The following is a 22,338-nucleotide window of genomic DNA, read 5'->3' as shown; positions in this document are numbered from 1 at the left end:
GGTTTCTCCCAGGTTTACAGCGGGAAAATCGCGTTGATCTGACCGGTGCCCGAACTGCCGAACGGCGGCGTGATGATCTCTGCGGGCTTGGCATAATCCGGCCCACCAAGCAGCCCCAAAAGCATGGCGGTATCGTGCATCTTGCCTTCGCCGAAGCAGTGTTCGGCGTAGTCCGGCAGCATCGCGCAGAACGCCTTGAAGCGGCCTTGCTTCCACATTTCCACCACATGCAGGTCTACCTGCTTGTCGAACTCGCGGGTCCAGTTGTGGATGTTTGCTTCGGCCTGGCGGTCATCCGAAAAACGGTGGGACAGCGAGCCGGAGGCCAGCACCAGCACCTTGCGGTCGCTCTTTTCGATGGCCCGGCGCACAGCGGCACCGAATGCGAAGCTGTCTTCCAGGCGATGCCACGCGCACCAGGCGGCGATGGAAATGACTTTGAATTTCTCATCCTCCGGCACACCCATGTGCATGTAGCGCATGGGCACCAGCGTGCCGTATTCCAGCTCCAGGCTCGGGATGTTATGGGCCATGCTGCGCACGCCGGCCGCGTTGGCCTCGGCGGCGATCAACTCGCCCAGCGCGGGGCAGCCGGGGTAGGCGTAGTCCATGTTCTTGATGAAGTGCGGCAGCTCGTTACTGGTGTAGGTGCCCTGGAACTGCTCGCCACAGTTGACGTGGTAACCACTGTTGACCAGCCAGTGCACGTCGAACACCACCGCCGTGTCGGCGCCCAGCTCGCGGGCGCGACGGCCGATTTCCTTGTGCCCGGCAATCGCCGCTTCGCGACAGCCGTGATGCTTGCCGGGCAGTTCCGACAGGTACATCGACGGTACGTGGCAGATCTTCGCCGCCAGGACCACTTCGCCCATGATGATTCTCCAGATTCATTATTTTTGTTGGAGCGCATGACCCGGCGTTACACACCCCAACGCGGGATGTGATGGCTGCCCATGGAAATGCACACGTTCTTGATCTCGGCAAACACTTCGAAGCTGTACTGGCCGCCTTCACGCCCGGTGCCGGAGCCTTTGACCCCGCCGAACGGCTGGCGCAGGTCGCGTACGTTCTGGCTGTTGATAAATACCATGCCGGCTTCAATCCCGCGCGCCAGGCGATGGGCCTTGCCGATGTCTTGGGTCCAGATGTAGGAGGCCAGGCCGTACTCGGTGTCATTGGCCAATTGCAGGGCCTCGGCTTCGTCCTTGAACGGGATCAGGCACACCACCGGGCCGAAGATTTCTTCCTGGGCGATGCGCATCTTGTTGTTCACGTCGGCAAACACGGTCGGCTGGATGAACTGGCCTTTGCTCAAATGCGCCGGCAGGTTGGTCGGGCGTTCCAGGCCGCCGGCAAGCAGGGTGGCGCCTTCCTCGAGACCAATCCTGATGTAGCCGGTGACCTTGTTGTAATGCGCCTGGGTGATCATCGAACCGACTTGGGTCTTCGGGTCTTGTGGGTCACCGACGATCAAGCGCTTGGCTCGGGCGGCGAACTCGGCGATGAACTGCGGGTAGACGCTTTCCTGGATAAAGATCCGGCTGCCGGCGGTGCAGCGCTCGCCGTTCAGGGAAAAAATGGTGAACAGGGCTGCATCAAGGGCGCGTTCCAGGTCGGCATCTTCAAAGATCAATACCGGCGACTTGCCGCCCAGCTCCATGGAGTACTTCTTCAGGCCGGCGGTCTGCATGATCTTCTTGCCGGTGGCGGTGCCGCCGGTAAAGGAAATTGCCCGCACGTCCGGATGGCGCACCAGCGCGTCGCCAGCCGTGGCGCCGTAACCCTGGATCACATTGAGCACGCCGTTGGGGATCCCGGCTTCCACCGCCAGGCGTCCCAGTTCATTGGCGGTCAGCGGCGACAGTTCCGACATCTTCAACACCGCCGTATTGCCCAAGGCCAGGCATGGTGCGGTCTTCCAGGTGGCGGTCATGAACGGCACGTTCCACGGCGACACCAACCCGCACACGCCTACCGGTTGGTAGAGCGTGTAGTTGAGCATCTGGTCGTCTACCGGGTAGCTGTGGCCGTCCATGCGCGTGCAGACTTCGGCAAAGAAGTCGAAGTTGTGCGACGCCCTTGGGATCAGCACGTTCTTGGTCTGGTGGATCGGCAGGCCGGTGTCGAGGGTTTCCAGCTCGGCCAGGTGCGGCACGTTCTGTTCGATCAATTCACCCAGCTTGCGCATCAGGCGTGCGCGCTCCTTGGCCGGGGTGTTGGCCCATTTGGGGAAGGCCTCTTTGGCGGCTGCCACGGCTTGGGCGACTTCTTGCGCACCGCCGCTGGCAACCTCACCCATCGCTTCGCCGGTGGCCGGATTGTAGTTGATGAAGGTGTCTTTGCTTTCGACCTCGCGGCCGTTGATCCAGTGTTTGATCATGCTGCTTACGCCTCTTTCCGGGCAGAGAAGAACTCCGCCTCGCTGACAATTCGGTTGACCAGGCGGCCCACGCCTTCGACTTCCACCACCACTTCATCGCCGGGCGCCACATCGGCCAGGCCTTCGGGCGTGCCGGTGGCGATCATGTCGCCGGGTTGCAGGGTCATGAAGCTGGACAGGTATTCGATGAGGTAGGGGATGTCGAAAATCATGTCGCGGGTGCTGCCCTCCTGGCGCAGTTCGCCGTTGATCCAGGTGCGCAGGGTCAGGTTGCCGGGGTCGGGCACGTCGGCCACATCGACGATCCACGGGCCGACCGGGGTGGTGGCGTCACGGTTTTTCACGCGCAGGTTGGGGCGGTAGTAGTTTTCCAGGTAGTCGCGGATCGCGTAGTCGTTGCACACCGTGTAGCCGGCCAGGTAGTCGAGCGCATCGGCACGTTTGACGTTGCGTGCGGCCTTGCCGATCACCGCCACCAGCTCGCACTCGTAGTGCATGTAGGCGACGTTGTCCGGGCGCCAGGTGACCTGGCGGTGGCCGGTGTAGGTGCCGACGGACTTGATGAAAGCCAGCGGCTCGGTCGGTGGCGTGAAGGCCAATTCGGCGGCGTGATCGGCGTAGTTCAAGCCGAGGGCGAACATGTTGCCGGTGGCTGGGGGCAGCCACTCGACCTGATCCTCCGCGAGCAGGCGACCGTCCTTCAGGCGCACGGCATTTTCGGGTTCTACCGTTACGGCGTGGATTTTATCTTCATAGCGGATGCGGGCGCGTTTCATGCTGGGGTCTCCGCCTGGATATGGCTGGTCAGGCGGCCCACGCCACTGATCTCCACTTCGACGGTGTCGCCCGGCACCACATCCACACGGCCTTCGGGCGTGCCGGTGATCAGCACGTCGCCAGCGTGCAGGGTCATGAACTCGCTGATCTCGGCGATCAATTGCGGGATGTCCCGCACCCAGCTAGCGGTGGAGTTTTCCTGGCGCAGTTCACCATTCACCCATAGCTTTAGACTCAGCTGGTTGGGGTTGTCCACCTGTTCCCGTGGCACCAACGCCGGCCCCAGCGCGCAGAACCCATCGCGACATTTGGCTTTGACGGCGGGGCGGTAGTAGCTGTCTTCCGGCAGGCTGAATTCGTTGACCACCACATAACCGGCCACGTGGGCCATGGCATTGTCCAGGCTGACGCGGCTGGCGCGCTGGCCGATCACCACGCCTAACGCAGGGCCGGGTTGCAGGCGTTCACCCTTGGGATGCAGCACCACCGCGTCGTGCTGGTTGCGCGTGTTCGGGGTCTTGATAAACAGCACCGGCTGGGTCGGCGGCTTCTGGTAGGGCGCCTGCTGGAAGGCGGCGAGATGCTGGTCCAGCAGGCCCTGGTAGTTCAGCGCAACGCCAAACAGGGTGCCGCTGGCAACATCATGCAGGGTACGGCTCATGCGTTTCTCCTGGCGGTGGCGACTGCTGCATAGGCAGTTCGTTAAGTTGTTAACGTTATAATTAATATGTTAACTACCGTCAAGCGTGGCAAACTCCGGTGGCATTCAAATAACAACAAGGGGGCAGCGTGCAGCCGATTCCCAACATCAATATCGGGCAGGTCTACGACCAGCGTTACAGCGATGCCGAGGTGCATTACGACCAGCTCGGTAACCTGGCGGGTTTTTTCGGGCGCAACATGCCCGTGCACCGACATGACCGGTTTTTCCAGGTGCATTACGTAAAAAGTGGCGCGGTGCGGGTGTACCTGGATGACCGCCAGTATGTGGAGTCCGGGCCGATGTTTTTCCTCACGCCGCCTACGGTGCCCCACGCCTTTGTCACCGAGGCGGATGCCGACGGGCATGTGCTGACCGTGCGTCAGCAGTTGGTGTGGGGATTGATCGACGCCGACCCCAGCCTGGCGTCCGGCGCCGCCTGTGTGGCGTTGACGGCGGGTGACCAAGGCCTGGATCGATTGTTCGAAGAGTTGAGCGATGAGATCAACGCCGAGCGGGCAGGGCGTGCGGCGGCCCTGGACAGCCTTACGCGGCTGATCATGATTCGCCTGCTGCGGCTGTGCGCCCATTCGTTACCGGCGCGGCCGACGCGCCATGAAGACCTGCGCATCTTCCATCGCTTCAACGAGTTGATCGAGGCGCACTACTTGGAGCACTGGCCGCTGGCGCGTTATGCCGAGGGGATTGGTGTGACCGAAGCACGCCTGAATGAGGTGTGCCGGCGCCTGGCCGATCTGCCGTCCAAGCGCCTGATCCTGGAACGGGTGATGCAGGAAGCCAAGCGCCTGCTGCTGTTCACCGGCAGCTCCGCCAACGAAATCTGCTACCAGCTGGGCTTCAAGGACCCGGCGTATTTCAGCCGGTTTTTCCTTCGTTATGCGCAGGTGACGCCGGGGGAGTATCGGCTGCGGCAGTCGGGCTTGCGTTGACCTGCCACGCGCCGCCCAGCGCGGTGTACAACTTCACCTCGGCCACCAACTGCGCCAGGCGGTCGATGATCAACGCCTGTTGTGAGCTGAACAGCGCACGTTGCGCATCGAGGAAGGTGAGGTTGCTGTCCACGCCGCTGCGGTAGCGGTGTTCGGCCAGGTTGTAATACTGCTGGTTGGCCGCGACGAAATCCCGTTGCGCCTCCAGTTGATCGGTGTAGGTCTGCCGCGCCGCGAGACCATCGGCGACTTCCTGGAAGGCGGTCTGGATGGATTTTTCGTACTGCGCCACCGTGATGTCCTTTTGCAGCTTGGCGTAGTCGAGGCTGGCGCGCAGGCTGCCGGCGTTGAAGATCGGCAAGTTGATCTGCGGCTGGAACGTCCAACTGCCGGAGCCGCCCTTGAACAGCCCCGACAGTTCCGTACTGGCGCTGCCGGCGTTTGCAGTGAGGCTCACCGAAGGGAAAAACGCCGCGCGTGCGGCGCCAATATTGGCATTGGCGGCGCGCAGTTGGTACTCGGCCTGGAGGATGTCCGGGCGACGTTGCAGCAGGTCCGAAGGCAGGCCGGCCGGTACCCGCGCGACCCAGTCATCCGCCAGTGGGCGCGCCGGCAATTGCTCATCTACCGGACCGCCCACCAGCAGGGCGAGGCTGTTGAGGTCCTGGGCGACCTGGCGCTCATAACGGGCCACGCTGGCGCGGGTGCTTTCGACGCTGGTACTGGCTTGCACCACGTCCAGTGCCGATGCCTTGCCGGCGGTTTTGCTGCCGCGGGTGAGGCGCAGGCTGTGTTCGTTGGCCACCAGGGTCTGGCGGGCCAGGGCCAGCAGCTCCTGGTCGGCACGCCAGGTCAGGTAGGCATTGGCGACGTTGGCCACCAGGCTCAACTGCGCGCTGCGCCGCGCCTCTTCGGTGCCGAGGTAGGTGAGCATCGCCTGTTCGCTGAGGCTGCGGATGCGGCCGAACAGATCCAGTTCATAGGCGCTGATGCCCAGGGTCGCGGAATAGCTTGAGGTAATGGCAGGCTTGCCGGTGCCGGTCACATCCCCCGGCAAACGCCGACGCTGACCGGAGCCGGTGGCAGAAACGGCCGGGAACAGATCCGCCCGCTGGATGCGGTACTGCGCCTGGAACGCCTCGACGTTCAGCGCCGCGACCCGCAGGTCGCGGTTGTTGACCAACGCCTCGCCAATCAACCGTTGCAACGCCGGGTCATGAAACAACTGCTGCCAGTCCGACGTGCCGGACTGCGCCAGTGCGTACACCCCTTGCTGGGGATACTGCGCCGGCACGGGCGCCTCCGGCCGGTGGTAATCGGGGATCAGCGAGCAGCCGCCGAGCAGCCCTGCCATTGCGAATGCACTCAATTTATTCATCAGGCGCCAACCATCCATTTGGCCAGGCCATGCCGACCGCTCACGCCCAACTTGGCGGCGGCGCGCTTGAGGTAGGTTTCGATGGAGCTGTTTTTCACGCTGAGCTTTTCCGCCATCTGCGGCACGGTGCCGCCGGTCAGCAGGCCCAGGCACACCTCTTGTTCGCGGGCCGACAGGGTGATTTCACCGAGGGACAGGCGCTTGTAGAACTCACGCTGCAATTGGGATTGCTCCAGCAAAGTGTGGGCCGGTTCGGCCTCGGGGTGGGGCGCCTGGCGCAGGCTCTGGGCGTGGCATTCGATCAATGGCAGCAGGGTGTCCGACAGGCACTTGAGAAACGACAACTCGGCCAGTGAAAACCCACGATGGTTGGGCGGGCGATAAAACGAAATCACACAGCGCCGGTTGCCCTGGCGCGACACCAGGTTGCACTGGTGCGAGGTGCCGCGCGGGAACGCGCTCTTGGCCTTGGCCCTTAGCTGGATCAGCAGCGGGTCCTGCATGCCAAGCATTTCCCGCAGCAACGGGTGGTCGTCCATCGAGTTCAGGGCCAGGGGCGGCAGGTCCTGGGTCTGGCCGGCGCTGCCGAGCAGCTTGATATCGAGCACACGGTCGCGCAGCTCGTCGAGGGTCCATTCGCTGAGGTCCACCAGGTGGATCGGCACCCACTTGTCCACCAGGTGCAGCATGTGTGCGGCGAAATCCGGGTGGCCACTGTTGGCAATCAACTCGCCCATTTCGGCATAGAAATTCGGGCTCTGCGCGTTGGCAATACTGCTGGTCAAACTCATAGCCATCTCATCCTTGATGTCGAAAACCGTCAACAGACTCTCTGGGCCTCTGCGGGGGCGATCCGTTGCTCACACACCAGAGTCGGTAGTCGAGAGTGTATTTAGCCAGGGGATTTGTCCTACGTATGTAGCAGAAACGAGGGACACAACGTGCCATAAAAACCACGTCATTAATTCGACGTTTCTGAGAGGTAATTCCGGCCGATAAAAATCAGAAGAGGCTTTTAGAGTTAGTTAACTATCTGATAAATAACAATAATTTTTATATTTAAAAACAATCAATGAATACTGACAGCGGGCAGGTATAGCCAATTTCCTACACAGCTTTAATCGTTTCAGCAGTGAACCATCAGCCAAGCTCAATCTATCCATTTGGATGTCCGGGTTTAGGGTGACAGACACTCCCCTATGCCCATGCTCCAATCCAGCCTATTCGTCGTAATGGGTCTCCCTGCGCGGCCAGTGCCTGAACTCCATGAGAAGGATCTTATGAAGCAATCCTCCAGCTTCCCCCTTACTGCCGCCCAACAGGACATCTGGCTCGACCAACTGCGTATGAGCGATTCGCCGCTGTACAACATCGGCGGCTATGTGGACTTCGCCGGTCCCATCGCGCCAGACCTGATGCTGCGCGCCATCGAGTTATTGGTGATCAAGCACGATGCGTTGCGCACGCAACTGCACACCGACGCCAACGGTTTGCCTCGGCAGACCTTCGCCACCACGTTGCCCGTCGAACTGGCCCTGCATGATGTTGCCGGGGAGGCTGATCCACAGGCCGCCAGCCAGGCGTTGATGCAGGCGCAAATGGCCCTGCCATTCTCCCTGCAGGGCGCGCCGCTGTTTCGCTTCTTCCTGGTCAAGCTCGACGACGATCACTACCGCCTTGGCACCCAGGCCCACCACCTGATCCTCGATGGCTGGGGCTTTGGCCAGATGCTGCAATCCCTGGGCCGGCTGTACACCGACCTGCAACAAGGCCGGCAGCCGGAGCCGTTGGCGCCGTCCTATGTCGACTTCATCGACGCGGATGAGCGCTACCACGCCTCGGCCCGCTATGCCCGCGACCGTGGGTATTGGCTGGGCAAATATCGCATGCTGCCGGAGCCCTTACTGACGCCCCGGCATACCGCCAAGGCGTCCAGCAATACCCTGGTCCAAGCGTTTCCGGTGGCGCTGCTCAACCGCATGGAACAAGTGGCCAACCGTTACCAGGCTTCGGCATTTCATGTACTGCTGGCGGCGATGTATGTGTATTTCACCCGCACCGCCCAGCGCCCGGAATGGGTGGTGGGGCTGCCGATTCTCAACCGCTCGAATGCGCGTTTTCGTTCCACCGTCGGGCTGTTCACCCAAGTCAGCGCGGTCCGTTTGCAGTTCGATGAGCAGTTGCCGTTCAGCGCCGTGGTGCGTGGGGTTCGTGACCAGCTCAAGCAGGACTTCCGCCACCAGCGTTTCCCCCTGAGCGAGATGAACCGTGAGCTGGGCTTGCGCCGCACCGATCGCGGTCAGTTGTTCGACCTGTCGGTGTCCTTCGAGCAGGATGACCACGAACTGCGCTACGGCACCACCGAGGCCCGCGCGGTCAAGGTGTCCAACCACCATGAGCCGTTGCCGCTGGCGATCCACCTGCGCAGCAACCGTTACCAGGACACCGCGTGCCTGCATTGCGTCTACAACGAAGCGTACTTCCAGCACGACGACGTGCTCGCCCTGGCGCAGCGCTTTACCTGGCTGCTGGAACAAGGCTTGGAAGACGTGGCGCTGAAGATCAGTGACTTTTCCCTGGTGACGCCCGCCGAACAGGCGCAGCTGCAACAGTGGAACGCCACCGCCCAGCCCAACGCACCGCTGCAAACCCTGCACGGCCGCATCGAAGCCCAGGCCGCCCGTACGCCGGACGCCGTGGCGGCGGTGCACCAAGGTCGGCAACTGAGTTACGCCCAACTCAACCAGCAGGCCAATGCCCTGGCCCATCAACTGCTGGAGCGTGGTGTACAGCCGGACGACCGCGTGGTGATCCTGGCGCGGCGCGGGTTGGAGACGCTGGTGGGGTTGCTGGCGATCCTGAAATCCGGCGCCTGCTACGTGCCGGTCGACCCGGCCCATCCGGCCGAGCGCCTGAACTATTTACTGCAAGACAGCGACCCGGTGGTGGTGCTCACCCAGCACGATCTGTTGTCGCGTTTGCCTGCGCTGGAGGTGCCGGTGATCCAGCTGGATCGCCCGACCTTCCACCTGGGCACCAACCCCCGCGTGCCGGTCAGCGCCGCCAACCTCGCCTATGTGATCTACACCTCTGGCTCCACTGGCCTGCCCAAGGGCGTGATGGTCGAGCATCACACCGTCGCGAACCTGGTGGACTGGCATTGCCAGGCCTTCGACCTGCACGCCGGCAGCCACACCGCCAGCGTCGCCGGTTTCGGGTTTGACGCGATGGCCTGGGAAATCTGGCCTGCGCTGTGCGTGGGCGCCACGGTGCACCTGCCGCCGGCGCATGACGGCGCCGAAGATATCGACGCGCTGCTCTGTTGGTGGCAGGCGCAGCCGCTGCAGGTGTGCTTCCTGCCAACGCCCGTGGCCGAGTACGCCTTCAGCCAAAACCTGCAACACCCGACCTTGCGCACCCTGCTGATCGGCGGCGACCGGCTGCGGTCCTTTACCCAGCCGCAGTCCTTTGCGGTGATCAACAACTACGGCCCCACCGAAGCCACGGTGGTCGCCACCTCCGGCCGCATGGAAGTGGGCCAGCTCTTGCACATCGGCGCGCCCATCGCCAATGCCACGGTGTATTTGCTGGATGAACAGCAACGCCCGGTGCCCATCGGTGTCGCGGGGGAGCTGTACGTCGGCGGCAAAGGCGTCGCGCGGGGTTATCTCAATCGCCCCGAGCTGAGCGCCGAACGTTTCCTCGACGACCCATTTATGGAAGGCCGCATGTACCGCACCGGCGACCTCGCGCGCTGGCTGCCGGAGGGCAACCTGGAATACCTGGGGCGCAATGACGACCAGGTGAAAATCCGTGGCATGCGCATCGAACTGGGCGAAATTGAATCCGCACTTGCCACCCATCCGCAGGTGCAGGAAGCAGTGGTGCAGTCACGCGATGGGCAATTGCTCGCCTGGTTCGTCCCCCGCGAAGCGCTGCAGATCGAAGCCTTGCGTACCCACCTGCAGGCCTCGCTGCCCGACTACATGCTGCCCGCCGCCTACACGCAACTGGACGCGCTGCCCCTGACCGCCAACGGCAAGCTCGACCGCAAGGCATTGCCCGCGCCGACCCAGGACGCCTTTGTCACACGCCTGTACGAAGCCCCGGACGCCGGGGTGGAATCCCTGTTGGCGCAACTCTGGGCCGAGCTGTTGCAGGTGCAACAGATCGGGCGTCATGACCACTTTTTCGAACTCGGCGGGCATTCGTTGCTGGCCGTGCAGTTGGTGCAACGCATGCGCCAGGTCGGGCTGCGTGCCGATGTGCAGGTGCTGTTCGGCCAGCCGACCCTGGCGGCCTTGGCGGCGGCCAGTGAATACGGCGAGTTGGAAGCGCCTGAGCTGGCCGCACTGGATCCTGAGAACCTGGCGCGCATTGTCGCGAGCATTCCCGGCGGCGCGGCCAACGTGCAGGACGTCTACCCACTGGCGCCGTTGCAGGAAGGCTTGCTCTACCACCACATCACCGACGAGCGCGATCCGTACCAGCAACAGGCGCTGTTCAGTTTTGCCCGGCGTGAGCAGGTGGACGCGTTTGCCCAGGCCCTGCAACAGGTGATCAACCGCCACGACATCCTGCGCACCAGCCTGGTGTGGGATGCGCTTGAGCAGCCAATGCAAGTGGTGTGGCGCGAGGCGCTGTTACGCGTTGAACCGTTGCGCGAGGCGTGTGAACCGCTGGATTTGCGCCAGGCTCCGCTGATGGCCTTGGACTATGCCGAAGAACCGCAGCACCCGCGCTGGGTTGCACGCCTGCGCTTTCATCACCTGGTCAACGACGCTACGTCCACCACGATCCTGATGCAGGAGCTCCGCGCCCATTTGCTCGGCCAGCAGGCGCAACTGCCGGTGCCGGTGCCGTATCGTAATGTGGTGACGCAAGCCCGTTCGCCGGCACGGCAGGCTGGGCATGAGGCGTTCTTTCGTGAGCAACTGGGCGATGTCGACGAGCCGACGCTGGCCTTCGGTCTACAGGAACGCCAGGCGGACCGGGCGCGCACGGATGAAGCCGAACGCGTGCTGAGCGACCGCCTCAATCAGCGCCTGCGTGCCCAGGCGCGAGGGTTGGGCGTGAGTGCCGCGAGCCTGTTCCACTTGGCCTGGGCGCAGGTGCTCAGCCGTGTCGCCGGGCGCGATGACGTGGTATTCGGCACCGTGTTGCTCGGCCGTTTGCAAGCGGGCGAGGGCGCTGACCGGGCCCTGGGCATGTTCATCAACACCTTGCCGCTGCGATTGCGCCTGGCCGGGAAAACCGTCGCTGATGCCCTGAGCGATACCCACGCTCGACTCAGCGCCTTGCTCGCCCATGAGCAGGCCTCACTGGCGTTGGCCCAGCGTTGCAGCAGTGCATCGCCACTTTTCAACAGCCTGCTCAACTACCGCCACACCGATGCCGAGCGCGACTTGACCCTGGTGCCGGGCATCGCCTTACTCAGCAGTGAAGACATCCTCAGCTACCCGCTGATGCTGACCGTGGATGACACCGCCAGTGGTTTCCAGATCAAGGCCAAGGCCCCACGTCAGGTCGGCGCCGAACGCTTGTTGGATTACCTTGAAACCGTGCTGGTCAACCTGACGGACGCGTTGGAGCAGGCACCGCAAACGCCACTGCGTGAAGTTCAGGTTCTGCCCGCCAGCGAGTTGAACACCTTGCTGGTGGACTTCAACGCCACTGAAACCGCATACCCCGAAACCCTCACCGTGCAGGCGCTGTTCGAAGCCCATGCGCGGCACATCCCCCATGCGGTGGCGGTGCAGGCCGGCGAGGTGCAGCTGACCTACCGCGAGCTCAACGAGCGCGCCAATCAACTGGCCTTCCACCTGCGCGAGCGCGGGGTGCAACCGGATTCCCGCGTGGCGCTGTGCGTCGAGCGCGGGCTGGACCTGGTGGTGGGCTTGCTGGCGATCCTCAAGGCCGGCGGCGCCTATGTGCCGCTGGACCCAGGCTACCCGCGCGAGCGCCTGGCCTACATGCTCCACGACAGCCAACCGGTGGCGCTGCTGGTGCACGCGGCGACCCGCGACTTGCCGGGTGAGGTGTCGATTCCGGTGATCGACTTCGACCACTGCGCCTGGAGCCAGGCCCCGATCGGCAACCCGTTGGTGCCGGGCTTGAGCGTCGCCAACCTGGCCTACGTGATGTACACCTCGGGCTCCACCGGCACGCCCAAGGGCGTGATGATCGAGCACCGTGGCCTCGGTAACCTGATGCACTGGGGCTCGCAGTTGTGCCCCAATGCCGAGGGCGGCGCGCTGTTGCAACGGGCGCCTTTCAGCTTCGACGGCTCGGTGTGGGAGCTGTTCTGGCCGCTCACCAACGGCATGCGGTTGGTGCTCGCCCGGCCGGATGGGCATCGTGAACCTGCCTACCTGGCACAGGTGATTCGCGAGCAACAGATCAGCGTGATCAAGTTCGTGCCGGCCATGCTCCAGCAGTTTCTTGAACTGGAAGAGTCGGCCCTGTGCACCAGCCTGACCGACGTGCTGTGTGGCGGCGGCGAACTCACCGAAGCCCTGGCCCGTGGCGTGCAGGCGCGCTTGCCCAAGGTGCGCCTGCATAACGTCTACGGGCCCACCGAGGCCACGGTGGACAGCAGCGTCTGGACCCTGGAACCCGGCACGCCGGTGCCTGCGCTGCAATTGCCGATTGGCCGGGCGATCAACAACACACGGCTGTATGTATTGGATGAGCACGATGCGCCGGTGCCGATGGGGGTCAGTGGGCAGTTGCATATCGGCGGGGTCGGCGTGGCCCGTGGTTACCTGGGGCTGGAGCAGATGACCGCCGAACGGTTTATCGACAGCCCATTTGTTGACGGCGACCGGCTGTATCGCACGGGTGATCTGGTGCGTTATCTACCGGACGGTAACCTTGAATTCCTGGGGCGTAATGACTTCCAGGTCAAACTGCGCGGCGTGCGCTTGGAGTTGGGGGAAATTGAATCAAGGTTGATGGCGCATCCGGCGTTGCGGGAAGTGGCGGTGTTGATTCGGGATGAGCGATTGGTCGCCTATTTCTCTGCGCGTCAGGAGGCTCCGAGCCTGGAAGCCCTGCGCGTGCATGTGCTGGAGCAGTTGCCGGAGTACATGGTGCCGGCAGCGTTTGTGCAATTGGATGCGTTGCCGCTCAATCCTGCCGGTAAGCTTGACCGCAAGGCGTTGCCGGAGCCGGGGTTGGAGTCGGTGGTGAGTCGGGCTTATGAAGCGCCGGTGGGGGAAGTGGAGATGCTGATGGCTGGGATTTGGGCCGAGGTGCTGAAGCTTGAACGGGTGGGGCGGCATGACCATTTCTTTGAATTGGGTGGGCATTCGTTGCTGGCGGTGAACCTGGTGGCGCGGATGCGCAAGGCGGGGTTGGAGGTGGATGCGCGGACGTTGTTCAGTCATCCGACGTTGGCGCAACTGGCGGAGCAGACGGCGACGCAGGTGGAGCGGGTGGAGGTTCCTCAGGCGGCCATTCCCCAGCTCAACCGGCGTCGCAGGATCTGATGTGTTTTTGTGGGAGCTGGTTTGGTGGTGTACATATCCATTGCTGCGGTAACGGCGGCTTATGGTTCCGCTCTTACAGCGGGTCACTTTTGGAAGAGCGCCAAAAGTAACCAAAACGCTTCGCCCCAACACTCGGCACCTCGCTTAGGCTCGGTGTGCCCGAACGAAGGCTTGAATCCGCGGGCCGCCGCGATGGGCCATCCTTGGCCCAGCGCGGCTAACCCGGCGTCCTGCCGGGTTACCCACGGATTCAAGCCTGCGTTCGGCCAGCGTGTTTGACGGGGCGCCTAAGATCAAGATCAAGAGCGACTCGCTTCGCATCGTGGATACGCTTTTCGTTTTCTGTAGGAGCCGGCTTGCCGGCGAAAAACGTGAGGACGCCACGTTTTGTCAGGTTCCCCCACGTCATCGTTAACGACCACCGCCGGCAAGCCAGCGCCTACATTTTTTGATCGCGTTCAGGCAGGGGTAGGCGACGGTTTCAAGCACGCGATGGAGCGATCCACAGTCGTCTTGGCAATTTCGAGTAAATGCCACACCGCCAGGATCTTGGCCCGCTCAGGGCTGGGCAGCAGCGCGCCGCAATCCAATGCAGTCGCTGAAGCGCTGTCGAGCAAACTGGCGGTGTAGAGCAGGGCGTCTTCGAAGCTGAGGTCTTCGTTGATGGCGTGGAAACCCTGTGAAGGCAGGTAATGGTCAATGGCGCGGTTAAAGGCGGCGCGGTCTTTGGCGGGGTCACAGGGTGGATCGGGTAGGGCTTTGTTCATGGTGCAACTCCTATTGAGTAAAGGAGCTACCGCCGACGCTGCTAAACGCGGGTGGCAGCTGTACGCGGGTTAGCAGACCGGTCAATAGGAAAACCAGCGCACCCGAAGGTGCCCCGCGCACAGCCACCATAAACGCAGATGTGAACCGTGTGCCCATTGAAGTCAGGCTGCTAAACCCGATCACTGAAGTTCAGTGACGGAGCGAAGACTAGCCACCGACCCCAGCAGGCACAAGGCGGCGAGGATTGTCTAGGAAACGTCCTGCAATTAAAAGCGACGCGCCTTGCTGGCCCTTTACAAACCATGACCAAATGCCACCAATCCTACCGCTCACTACTCTATCGCGGCCCGCGTGGGATTGATGGTTGCCCTGCTGAAAGCATTCATCAAACTGCTGACAAGTGCCTTATAACTCAAAAGATTTTGGCTATGCGATTCAGCTATTGGATTGTTCATGAGGTAATGCATTTAATTCGGGACATAACTCATTGTTGTTCGGAATAAATCAGCGCCGTAGAGCGTTGTAATGAGTCACCGTTCCGCCTTAGAGATGAGCCATGAGCAACCCCGTTGCCCCCGTGCCCCTGATTCGCCTGCTTGGCCTGTGCAAAACCTTTGATGCCCAACGGGCGCTGGATCAGGTCAGCCTGGATATTTATCCGGGCGAGGGCGTGGCGTTGCTCGGCGCCACGGGGGCGGGCAAATCGACCCTGGTAAAGATCCTCAGCGGCAGCCTGGCGCCGGACGCTGGTGAGCTGTGGGTCGATGGTCAGCGCCAACGTTTCACCTCGCCGTTGTCGGCGCGCCGGGTTGGCATCGTGGCTGTGCACCAACGCCCCGACGATGGGATCGCCCCCGGCCTGAGTGTGGCCGAGAACTTGTTGCTCGATGAACTGGGCCAACCCGACGCCGACTTCTTGCTCAACCGCAAAAACCTGCTGCAACGTGCCGAAGCCATCGCCGCCGGGCTGGGCCTGGACCTGCCGCTGCAACACCCGGTCGAACGCCTCGGCCAGGCGGACCGCCAACTGCTGGTGCTGGCTCGCGCCTTTGCACAGCAACCCCGATTCCTGATCCTCGACGAACCCACTGCCGCCCTGTCGGAAACCGACGCCGAACGCCTGCTTGGCCTGATCGATAGCCAGCGCGCACGGGGTGTGGCGATCCTCTACATTTCCCAGCGCCTGTCCGACCTGCAACGGGTTACCAACCGCGCGATTGTGTTGCAGGAAGGGCGGCTGACCAGTGACCTCAATACCCGGCACTTGCCAAGTGCCGCGTATACCCTGTTCGGTGATGTGGCCGAGCAGCCGGCAGTGACACCGGACAAGACCTTGCCGGTGCCGTTTCTGGAGCGATTTACCCGCGCTGGGTTCATCCGCAATCGGGCAGAGGGACGGGCGGTGCAGGAGCAGGTCGCAGGGTTGCGAGTGGGCACGGACGAGGCCGGTGTGCCGCGCAAAAGCGGGGTCAATCCCGAGAGTTGATTTGCAGGCGTGGGCGCACATCCATCAAACTGACCCCCCGTCGCCTCTCGAGGATCTCGACATGTCTGACACATTGTTACCGCTGGCCTTGCCTGGCGTTGCGCTGAGGCGCTGGCGCCTGCTGCACCGCGTCAAGCAATCCCATGCCGCGCAGGTGTTCGGTGTGACCCAATCGACCATTTCCCGCTGGGAAAGCGGCGTGCAGGCCATGGACCCGTTGGCGCACAAACAGCTTGAGCAACTGCTGGCTGCTCGCCTCGACGCCGCCGCCGATCACGTCCTGGCCCGGCTGGTCAGCGAGAGCCCACGGCCCATGCACCTTGTCTGCGACCTGACCCACCGTCTGCTGGCGTGCTCCCCGAGCCGAGCCGCCGAGTTCACGCGCCCGATCAGTGAGTTGATGGGCTGCTCTCTTTGGCGTTTCGCCACCCCCGAGATCATGCGCAAGGAGCTGGCACTCAACGCATCCGGATGGCGCGAAACCCTGGCACCGCCTGCCGTGGAGTTTTCCACGGGCGCCAATGACTCGCTGCTCGTGCCCATCACGCAAGGTGTTTGCCGCTGGACCCGTATCCCCCTCTCGGACGGAACGGCCGCGCGCCTGGTCGAGACACTCTGACACGGGCGCACGCATATCTTATGCGTGGACGCCGGATAGCCCTGGACCTAGTCTGGCCGCCTGTGCAGTCGCGCAGCCTGTCAGTCGACCGAGCCAGAGAACACCATGGACACCGAAGAGATCAAAGCGCGCCTCGCCTTCATTCGCGAGGCGGAAAAACTCAAGGACGTACTCCGCAGCGCCCACACCACCTCAGGGCGCACCGAAAGCACGGCAGAACATAGCTGGCGCCTGTGCCTGATGGCGATGGTTTTCGAGGATCAATTCAGCCATCTCGACAGGCTCAAACTGCTCAAGATGTGCGTCATCCATGACCTGGGGGAGGCCATCCATGGCGACATCCCGGCCATCCACAAAGCGTCGTTTCCCGACAAGAGCGAGCAAGAGAGAAAAGACCTTCTACACCTGACCCGCGCCCTCGACGGGCCATTGCAAACGCAGATAATGGCGCTCTGGGAGGACTATGAAACCGCACAGTCTGCCGAGGCCAAGGCCGTCAAGGCGCTGGATAAATTGGAGACTCTTCTCCAGCACAATCAGGGCAAGAACCCGCCCGATTTCGACTATGGATTCAACCTGACCTACGGCAAGGGCTACACGGATGCCGATCCTTTGTTTGAGAGGCTTCGCGGGCTTATTGATGAGGGGACGCGGGAGAAGATCGACCTGTTGAACCGGTGAAACCTCTGTCTATCGACGTTCTGGCACAAACGCCACGCTCCCATCCTCACGCTTGTGAAACCACCGCTCGCCATTATCCGGCTGGAAGTGATTATCCGGTGGTCGTTGCCCACATACGCCAAGGCACGACCATAGTTGAAACTGCACAATGCGCGTTTTGCCTCCGCTGTTCGCAAATCCTCAGAACTAAGCAGTGCCACTTGTCGGATTTTCTCTCCGAGTCTGTAGGAATAAGTTTTGTTTTGCAAAAAATGCCTGCATTCGCATTTGCTTTTTCTAAAGGTTCGATAATCCCTAACTTATTAAATTTACATGTATTGATTTTTTGATGCGGGGTTGGCGGTGTTTCTGGTCTTCTAGGCAATTGTTGATCTTCCTAAGTTTGTGAGTGAAATGTCCGAAAGATAGTGATTATATTTCCTACGTGAAGTTTTTATTTTTGTTGCGATATTCTCTAGCCGGACTAGATTTGGCTTCGTTGCTCAATGGCGGGCAACCTAAAGTCTATACACGCACGAAACTGGAGATTTGAGATGAACAACGAAGAGTTTGGAGAGTTCGTTTTTAGTTTCGAAAGTGAGGAGGGATTCAACCCTTACGCAGGTAATGCCGGAGCATCGGGGAGTCAAGGGGGGTGCGGTGGTAGCGGAGGATGTGGTGGGGGCGGCGGGTGTAACGGGGGAAGCGGGGGCTGCCATAACTCGATAATGGAGCCTCCATCGGCGGTTGAGTAAATTCACTATTCACTCACCTAATGAGGTTTTCTGGATTACCAGAAAACCTCTACAGGAGATCGTGCAATGAATATAATCATACCCAATTATGAGATCTTAAACTTTGAAGCGGAGAGTCTTCTAGTTTCCGATCTCGGGATTTCAAAAATTCATTCTCAGTCGTTGTTAAAAGCCCTTCGGGAACTAAAGTTGTCGAAGTTAATGACGAGAGCCGAGTTGGATGAGGTGTTAGCGGAAAATGGATTGAATCAAAATGATGCTTTTTCATTTTTAGAAAGGGTAATTCCCCTAAAGTCTGTTGAAGAAATATATTTTGAGAAAACGATAGTTGTTCATGATTGGGCAGGTCGGGTTGATGTTGAAAGTCTATTTAAGAGTGAGATATCTACTTGTTTAGAGTTTAAGTCGTTTTCAAGTGAGTTGGTTGAGTTAGTCACGAATTTTAGATGCTTCATCGTGCTGTTGTGCTATGCGTATGATTATGAGCATGTTAGAAAATTGTATTTTGACCTCGCACGTGCATCCCCTAAAAGCGCCATTAGCGTCTGTTGGCAAATGGGCAGCGTTTTTTGCATTGGTCAGCCTTATATCGCTGAAATAGGTAATCCGTGTCACTTTTGTAGTGTTGATAGGCTTGTTCATAATCAGTCGGTTAAGACGGCAAAGAATAATTGGGCCAGTATTTTGGCATTTTGTAAAAATAAACGTATAGCTGTGCCAGCTAAGGAGCTCAGCCTATATCAGGAAATGATCGTTGTTGGTGCAGTTATTAAAAAAGGTAAAGGTTTTCACGGGACATGTTGATATGCATAAATATCAGGATGATATCCTGCATAGCTCATATCTCCAACTGATGGATGGTCAGGTTTCAGAGGAGTCTAATTCGCACTGGTATATGTGTGATTGTTTGAGGGCGGGGGAATGAAAAATATTCCGCATGATTACTATCTTAGGTTTGTAGAGCCGTCAGTTTACGATGAGGTGCTTGAGTTTCATAATAAAGGTAATTTTACATTTCATGGGGCTATTAAGGGTCGCACAATTCTTCATCGATTGGATGAGAAAAACCTTGAGCAACTGACTGGGAATGAATTGGCTCTTTATCCCGATATGGATCTGACGCTGGAGATAAATATATCCCAGAAGGACAGAGAGAAAACATTGTACAGGAATGAGTCTTGTGAGTGTTTTTCACCAAGCTTATTAGAGTTTTCAGATATAGAAAAATTGATATGCCCATTACTATCAAGGCATTTGGACTCCTGCAAAAGAGGATATCCTAGTGGTGGTGCACTGTACCCGGTTGAAGTTTTCCTCTGTTCGATGATTGATGATAATCCTAATTGGCCCTATCCAGGGAACATACTCCACTTGCTTCCGAAATCCCGAAAATTTGAGGTGATGCAGGTTCAAATTAAGATGGAGGAACTCAAAGCGGCACTGCTGTTCTCTTCTAATAAAATTGGATCGCCCGGCTTGGCAATAGTCTACGCAGTCTATATGCCTAAAAATCTCTTCAAGTATCGGTACCGTGCGTATCGAATGGCCCTCATGGAGATTGGTTCAATTTACATGCTTGTCGAAATGCAAGCCAAGTCGCTGGGTTTGTCATGTCGGCTATGGTCTGCTTATACGGACCTGATGCTGTGTAAGGTTTTGGGACTTAACCCCGCTCTGTTTTTACCAATGTGCGTTCATTTTATAGGTAAGCAGCATGAAGCTTATTAATGGTATGCATAATCCGGATTTGCCCGGAGTAATCCTCTTTCAGCCTGCTGGCGTACTCGGCCTGCCAAGCTCGGTAGAAATATCGGATTTCCTTACAGTTAATGGGTCTGGTGTCGGAGGAGGTTCGAATTCGATAAAAACCGCTACAGGTGAGTATTTCGAACGCCGTCATTTTTACAGGGAGGTTGTGGCAAAAGAACGTGGTTGTCTTAGTAAATATTTATCAGAAAGTGAAGCTCGTGGTTTTGCAGAAGCATTTACTCAGACTGCGAATAAGAAGACCTCTCTTGCAGAGGTTGATGGTCACAGTTTCGCTTTAAGTCAAGTACTCAGGGCCTCTGACTTCTCTGCGTGTTTTATTCCAACTGCCTGTATTTCGCTCTCGTCCCATAGCGTCGGTGATGATAGCTGGCTCTACCCTTTGCGGGACACCTGTGGGTGCAGTTTCCACTGGTGCCCAGATATAGCCTTTCTAGGGGCGATAAAAGAATACCTTGAGCGCCAATTTCTTATCAGGTTCTGGTTAACGAAAACGTGTCGTTCGCAGATACCTTCTAAACAAGTAAGGGAAATGTTGGTGAGTCGGGAAGTAAAACACTTATATGACGCTCTGTCTATGTCGGGGGATGTGACTTTTTTAGATATATCTGATGCTAGGTTTCCAGGGTGTTGCGTATTGGTTGTGTATGGGCAGAGAAAAGTTGAACGCCATGTGAATTATTGCGCTGGTATGGCCTATTCTTCGAATACGACTATTGCTTTGGAAAAATCTTTGCTTGAACTGTGGCAGACATTTCGCTTCATGAATTTGTTCAAGGCAACCGACTCTGATGAGGCGAAGCTTGAGGACTCATATATACGTTATTTTTTAAGTTGCAACACTTATGAGACCTATCAAGATGTTGTCAATGTGCAGGAGTGTGGAGGGGTAAGGTCTCTACAGGATTTCACGCTGCCTGAGTTTTTGTTGGCTCTGAAAAAGTTAGATATCTCTGGCTATTTTTACTCAAAGTTTGAAGAGGTTAATGGGGTGGCGGGAGTCTTTGTTAAATTTGTCTCTCCTGACCTGTTTCTTCATATGAATAACTCGAAGAATTTTAATCTGATAAATAAGTATTCCAAAGATTTCGAGTCGTCGGTGCTTAGCGCTCGGCTAGGCGTTATGGTTCCGTTTCCGTGAGGTGAATGATGGATTTCTATTTCGTGTCAAGGCCGGCCCTGCTAGCTGTGTTATTCATAAAGGAACAACTCAGAGAGCCTGTTGCGTTGTTTTGGACGGTGGTGTCGCCAGCGGTTACCTATTATTTGATTGCATACGCGCGCGCGCCTCTGAGTGATGGGGCAGTGGATTATCTCTCGAGCACTTCATGGTTTTACGCATTTGTGTCCTCAAACGTGGCGCTGTTTGGGCTGGCATTTTACATAGTTGGCCGTAGGGAAAGTGGTTTTCTGCGGTCTTTTGTTTATACGGAGCGTACCAAGTTTATCTTCCTGGTTGGGCAGTTTTCTGCATACTCAGCCGTTTCAATATTATACTGCTCCGTATTTTATATACTCACCCGTGTTTTTACAGAGGGGCTTGATGTTGCGGAGTATCTCGTAATTGTAGGGCGCTTTTATGTTTGTTTTCTAGTTTTCTCTATACCCTCACTGTTGCTGACGCTGATTCCGTTAGGCTTTCAAAATGCGAGTACCCTATTTTCTATTTTGTCCCTTACGATGTTGGCTCTTGGGATAGTCAGTAGTACTTCAGTCAGTCCGGCTTTGGCTATGGTCAGTTTTTTTAACCCGATGTGGTGGGCGAATAGGATTATGTTGGGCGGTGTGGTGGAGTGCGGGTTGGTTTTTTTGGTTGTTATAGTGTCACTTCTATTTTTGTTCTTAGTGATGTGTCGTTTTTTATTGATTAATCCTGTTTGGAGTCGTTATTGATGGCGAGGCTTCTCGTAAATTCTCTTGATGTCAGATATGGAACTCATATCGTATTTCATAAGGCTTCTCTGACAGTCGCAGCCGGCTCCATATCAGGCCTTCTCGGCCCAAACGGTTCCGGCAAGACCACTTTTTTTGATGTGCTGTGCGGCCTGAAGAAAATAGAGGGCGGTGAGGTAAACAGCTCTTTCTCCAAGCTGCTGTACCTGTCGCAGATCATCAGCACGCCGCCTGTATTTCGCATGTTCGACATCTTCAAAATGGCCATGCTGTTTTGCTCCGACACCAAGGTCACTCAACAACATGCACTCGATAAAATCGAAAAATGGAGCCCCGGCATCGCAGAGCGTTACTGCGAGATATGGAACAAAAAATCCGCACTCTGCAGTTATGGGGAAAAGCGTTGGTTTTTTACGTTGTCCCTGCTCTGCGCCAACGCTGACCTGGTGATACTGGATGAACCCACGGCGGGTGTGGATCCCGAGTTTCGTTATCACATCTGGCGTTGTTTGGAGGGGGCAGCGGCAGAGGGTGTCGCGGTGTTGGTTTCATCGCACAACGTCGATGAAATCGTCGCCCATTGCGATGACTTTTACATGCTGAGTCAAAGGCGATTCAACCGTTTTACTGATGCCCAAGGCTTCATGCACGCCTACGAGGCCCAAAGCCTGGATGAGGCATTTATCCACGCCGCCAGTCTGCCAAAAGGATAAGA

The 22,338-nt window shown here is 58.5% G+C and carries 17 protein-coding genes; 10 read left to right on the top strand and 7 right to left on the bottom strand.

Annotated elements, in window-relative coordinates:
* Positions 1-14 precede the first annotated feature (14 nt).
* Genes hpaD through ACP7EW_RS02435 form a run of 4 tightly spaced genes read right to left on the bottom strand, consistent with a single transcriptional unit; the run spans position 15 to position 3,818 of the window.
* Positions 15-872, bottom strand: coding sequence for a 3,4-dihydroxyphenylacetate 2,3-dioxygenase (hpaD, locus tag ACP7EW_RS02450; RefSeq protein ID WP_426215052.1), 858 nt, complete (start codon positions 870-872; stop codon positions 15-17).
* Between the two features lie 47 nt (positions 873-919).
* Positions 920-2,380 (bottom strand): 5-carboxymethyl-2-hydroxymuconate semialdehyde dehydrogenase, encoded by a 1,461-nt coding sequence (gene hpaE, locus ACP7EW_RS02445; RefSeq protein WP_426215050.1) that lies wholly within the window; start codon positions 2,378-2,380, stop codon positions 920-922.
* A gap of 5 nt (positions 2,381-2,385) precedes the next feature.
* The gene (locus ACP7EW_RS02440; RefSeq protein ID WP_426215048.1) at positions 2,386-3,156 is read right to left on the bottom strand and encodes a fumarylacetoacetate hydrolase family protein; all 771 of its coding nucleotides are present in this window, start codon (positions 3,154-3,156) and stop codon (positions 2,386-2,388) included.
* Positions 3,153-3,818, bottom strand: coding sequence for a fumarylacetoacetate hydrolase family protein (locus ACP7EW_RS02435; protein ID WP_426215046.1), 666 nt, complete (start codon positions 3,816-3,818; stop codon positions 3,153-3,155). Before ACP7EW_RS02435 ends, ACP7EW_RS02440 begins: the two co-directional genes overlap by 4 nt.
* Positions 3,819-3,946: 128 nt before the next feature.
* On the opposite strand from ACP7EW_RS02435, the gene hpaA reads away from it, so the two are divergent.
* Entirely contained in the window at positions 3,947-4,807 is an 861-nt protein-coding gene (hpaA, locus tag ACP7EW_RS02430) for a 4-hydroxyphenylacetate catabolism regulatory protein HpaA (RefSeq protein ID WP_178950922.1), read from the top strand.
* On the opposite strand, the gene adeC is transcribed toward hpaA, so the two are convergent.
* Positions 4,734-6,185, bottom strand: coding sequence for an AdeC/AdeK/OprM family multidrug efflux complex outer membrane factor (gene adeC, locus ACP7EW_RS02425; RefSeq protein ID WP_426215043.1), 1,452 nt, complete (start codon positions 6,183-6,185; stop codon positions 4,734-4,736). The genes hpaA and adeC overlap by 74 nt on opposite strands.
* Entirely contained in the window at positions 6,185-6,976 is a 792-nt protein-coding gene (locus ACP7EW_RS02420; RefSeq protein WP_426215041.1) for a helix-turn-helix transcriptional regulator, read from the bottom strand. The genes adeC and ACP7EW_RS02420 overlap by 1 nt, the downstream gene beginning before the upstream one ends.
* A 489-nt stretch (positions 6,977-7,465) precedes the next feature.
* On the opposite strand from ACP7EW_RS02420, the gene ACP7EW_RS02415 reads away from it, so the two are divergent.
* Positions 7,466-13,675: an amino acid adenylation domain-containing protein gene (locus ACP7EW_RS02415; protein WP_426215039.1), complete on the top strand. Its 6,210-nt coding sequence runs from the start codon at positions 7,466-7,468 to the stop codon at positions 13,673-13,675.
* Between the two features lie 458 nt (positions 13,676-14,133).
* Here ACP7EW_RS02415 and ACP7EW_RS02410 read toward each other — a convergent pair whose 3' ends face one another.
* Positions 14,134-14,442, bottom strand: coding sequence for a DUF6124 family protein (locus ACP7EW_RS02410; RefSeq protein ID WP_028617021.1), 309 nt, complete (start codon positions 14,440-14,442; stop codon positions 14,134-14,136).
* 557 nt (positions 14,443-14,999) lie between these two features.
* Here ACP7EW_RS02410 and ACP7EW_RS02405 point away from each other — a divergent pair.
* The 8 genes from ACP7EW_RS02405 to ACP7EW_RS02370 all read left to right on the top strand — a co-directional run bounded on the left by ACP7EW_RS02405 (position 15,000) and on the right by ACP7EW_RS02370 (position 22,336).
* Positions 15,000-15,929, top strand: a complete 930-nt coding sequence (locus ACP7EW_RS02405; protein ID WP_426215037.1) for an ATP-binding cassette domain-containing protein — start codon at positions 15,000-15,002, stop codon at positions 15,927-15,929.
* Between the two features lie 61 nt (positions 15,930-15,990).
* Positions 15,991-16,548 carry a helix-turn-helix domain-containing protein gene (locus ACP7EW_RS02400; RefSeq protein ID WP_426215035.1) on the top strand — a complete coding sequence of 186 codons (558 nt, stop codon included), beginning with the start codon at positions 15,991-15,993 and terminating at the stop codon, positions 16,546-16,548.
* Between the two features lie 105 nt (positions 16,549-16,653).
* Positions 16,654-17,229 carry an HD domain-containing protein gene (locus ACP7EW_RS02395; protein WP_426215033.1) on the top strand — a complete coding sequence of 192 codons (576 nt, stop codon included), beginning with the start codon at positions 16,654-16,656 and terminating at the stop codon, positions 17,227-17,229.
* An 800-nt stretch (positions 17,230-18,029) separates the two neighbouring features.
* Entirely contained in the window at positions 18,030-18,767 is a 738-nt protein-coding gene (locus tag ACP7EW_RS02390; protein ID WP_426215031.1) for an McbB family protein, read from the top strand.
* 117 nt (positions 18,768-18,884) lie between these two features.
* Positions 18,885-19,691 carry a SagB/ThcOx family dehydrogenase gene (locus ACP7EW_RS02385; RefSeq protein WP_426215029.1) on the top strand — a complete coding sequence of 269 codons (807 nt, stop codon included), beginning with the start codon at positions 18,885-18,887 and terminating at the stop codon, positions 19,689-19,691.
* Entirely contained in the window at positions 19,678-20,871 is a 1,194-nt protein-coding gene (locus ACP7EW_RS02380) for a YcaO-like family protein (RefSeq protein WP_426215027.1), read from the top strand. Before ACP7EW_RS02385 ends, ACP7EW_RS02380 begins: the two co-directional genes overlap by 14 nt.
* 8 nt (positions 20,872-20,879) lie before the next feature.
* Positions 20,880-21,623 carry an ABC transporter permease gene (locus tag ACP7EW_RS02375; protein ID WP_426215025.1) on the top strand — a complete coding sequence of 248 codons (744 nt, stop codon included), beginning with the start codon at positions 20,880-20,882 and terminating at the stop codon, positions 21,621-21,623.
* Positions 21,623-22,336: an AAA family ATPase gene (locus tag ACP7EW_RS02370; protein ID WP_426215023.1), complete on the top strand. Its 714-nt coding sequence runs from the start codon at positions 21,623-21,625 to the stop codon at positions 22,334-22,336. The genes ACP7EW_RS02375 and ACP7EW_RS02370 overlap by 1 nt, the downstream gene beginning before the upstream one ends.
* Positions 22,337-22,338 lie beyond the last annotated feature (2 nt).

This window comes from Pseudomonas sp. DWRC2-2 (genome assembly GCF_049897885.1).
Classification (GTDB): Bacteria; Pseudomonadota; Gammaproteobacteria; order Pseudomonadales; family Pseudomonadaceae; genus Aquipseudomonas; species Aquipseudomonas azotoformans_A.
This window is presented reverse-complemented; position numbering and strand designations above follow the sequence as displayed.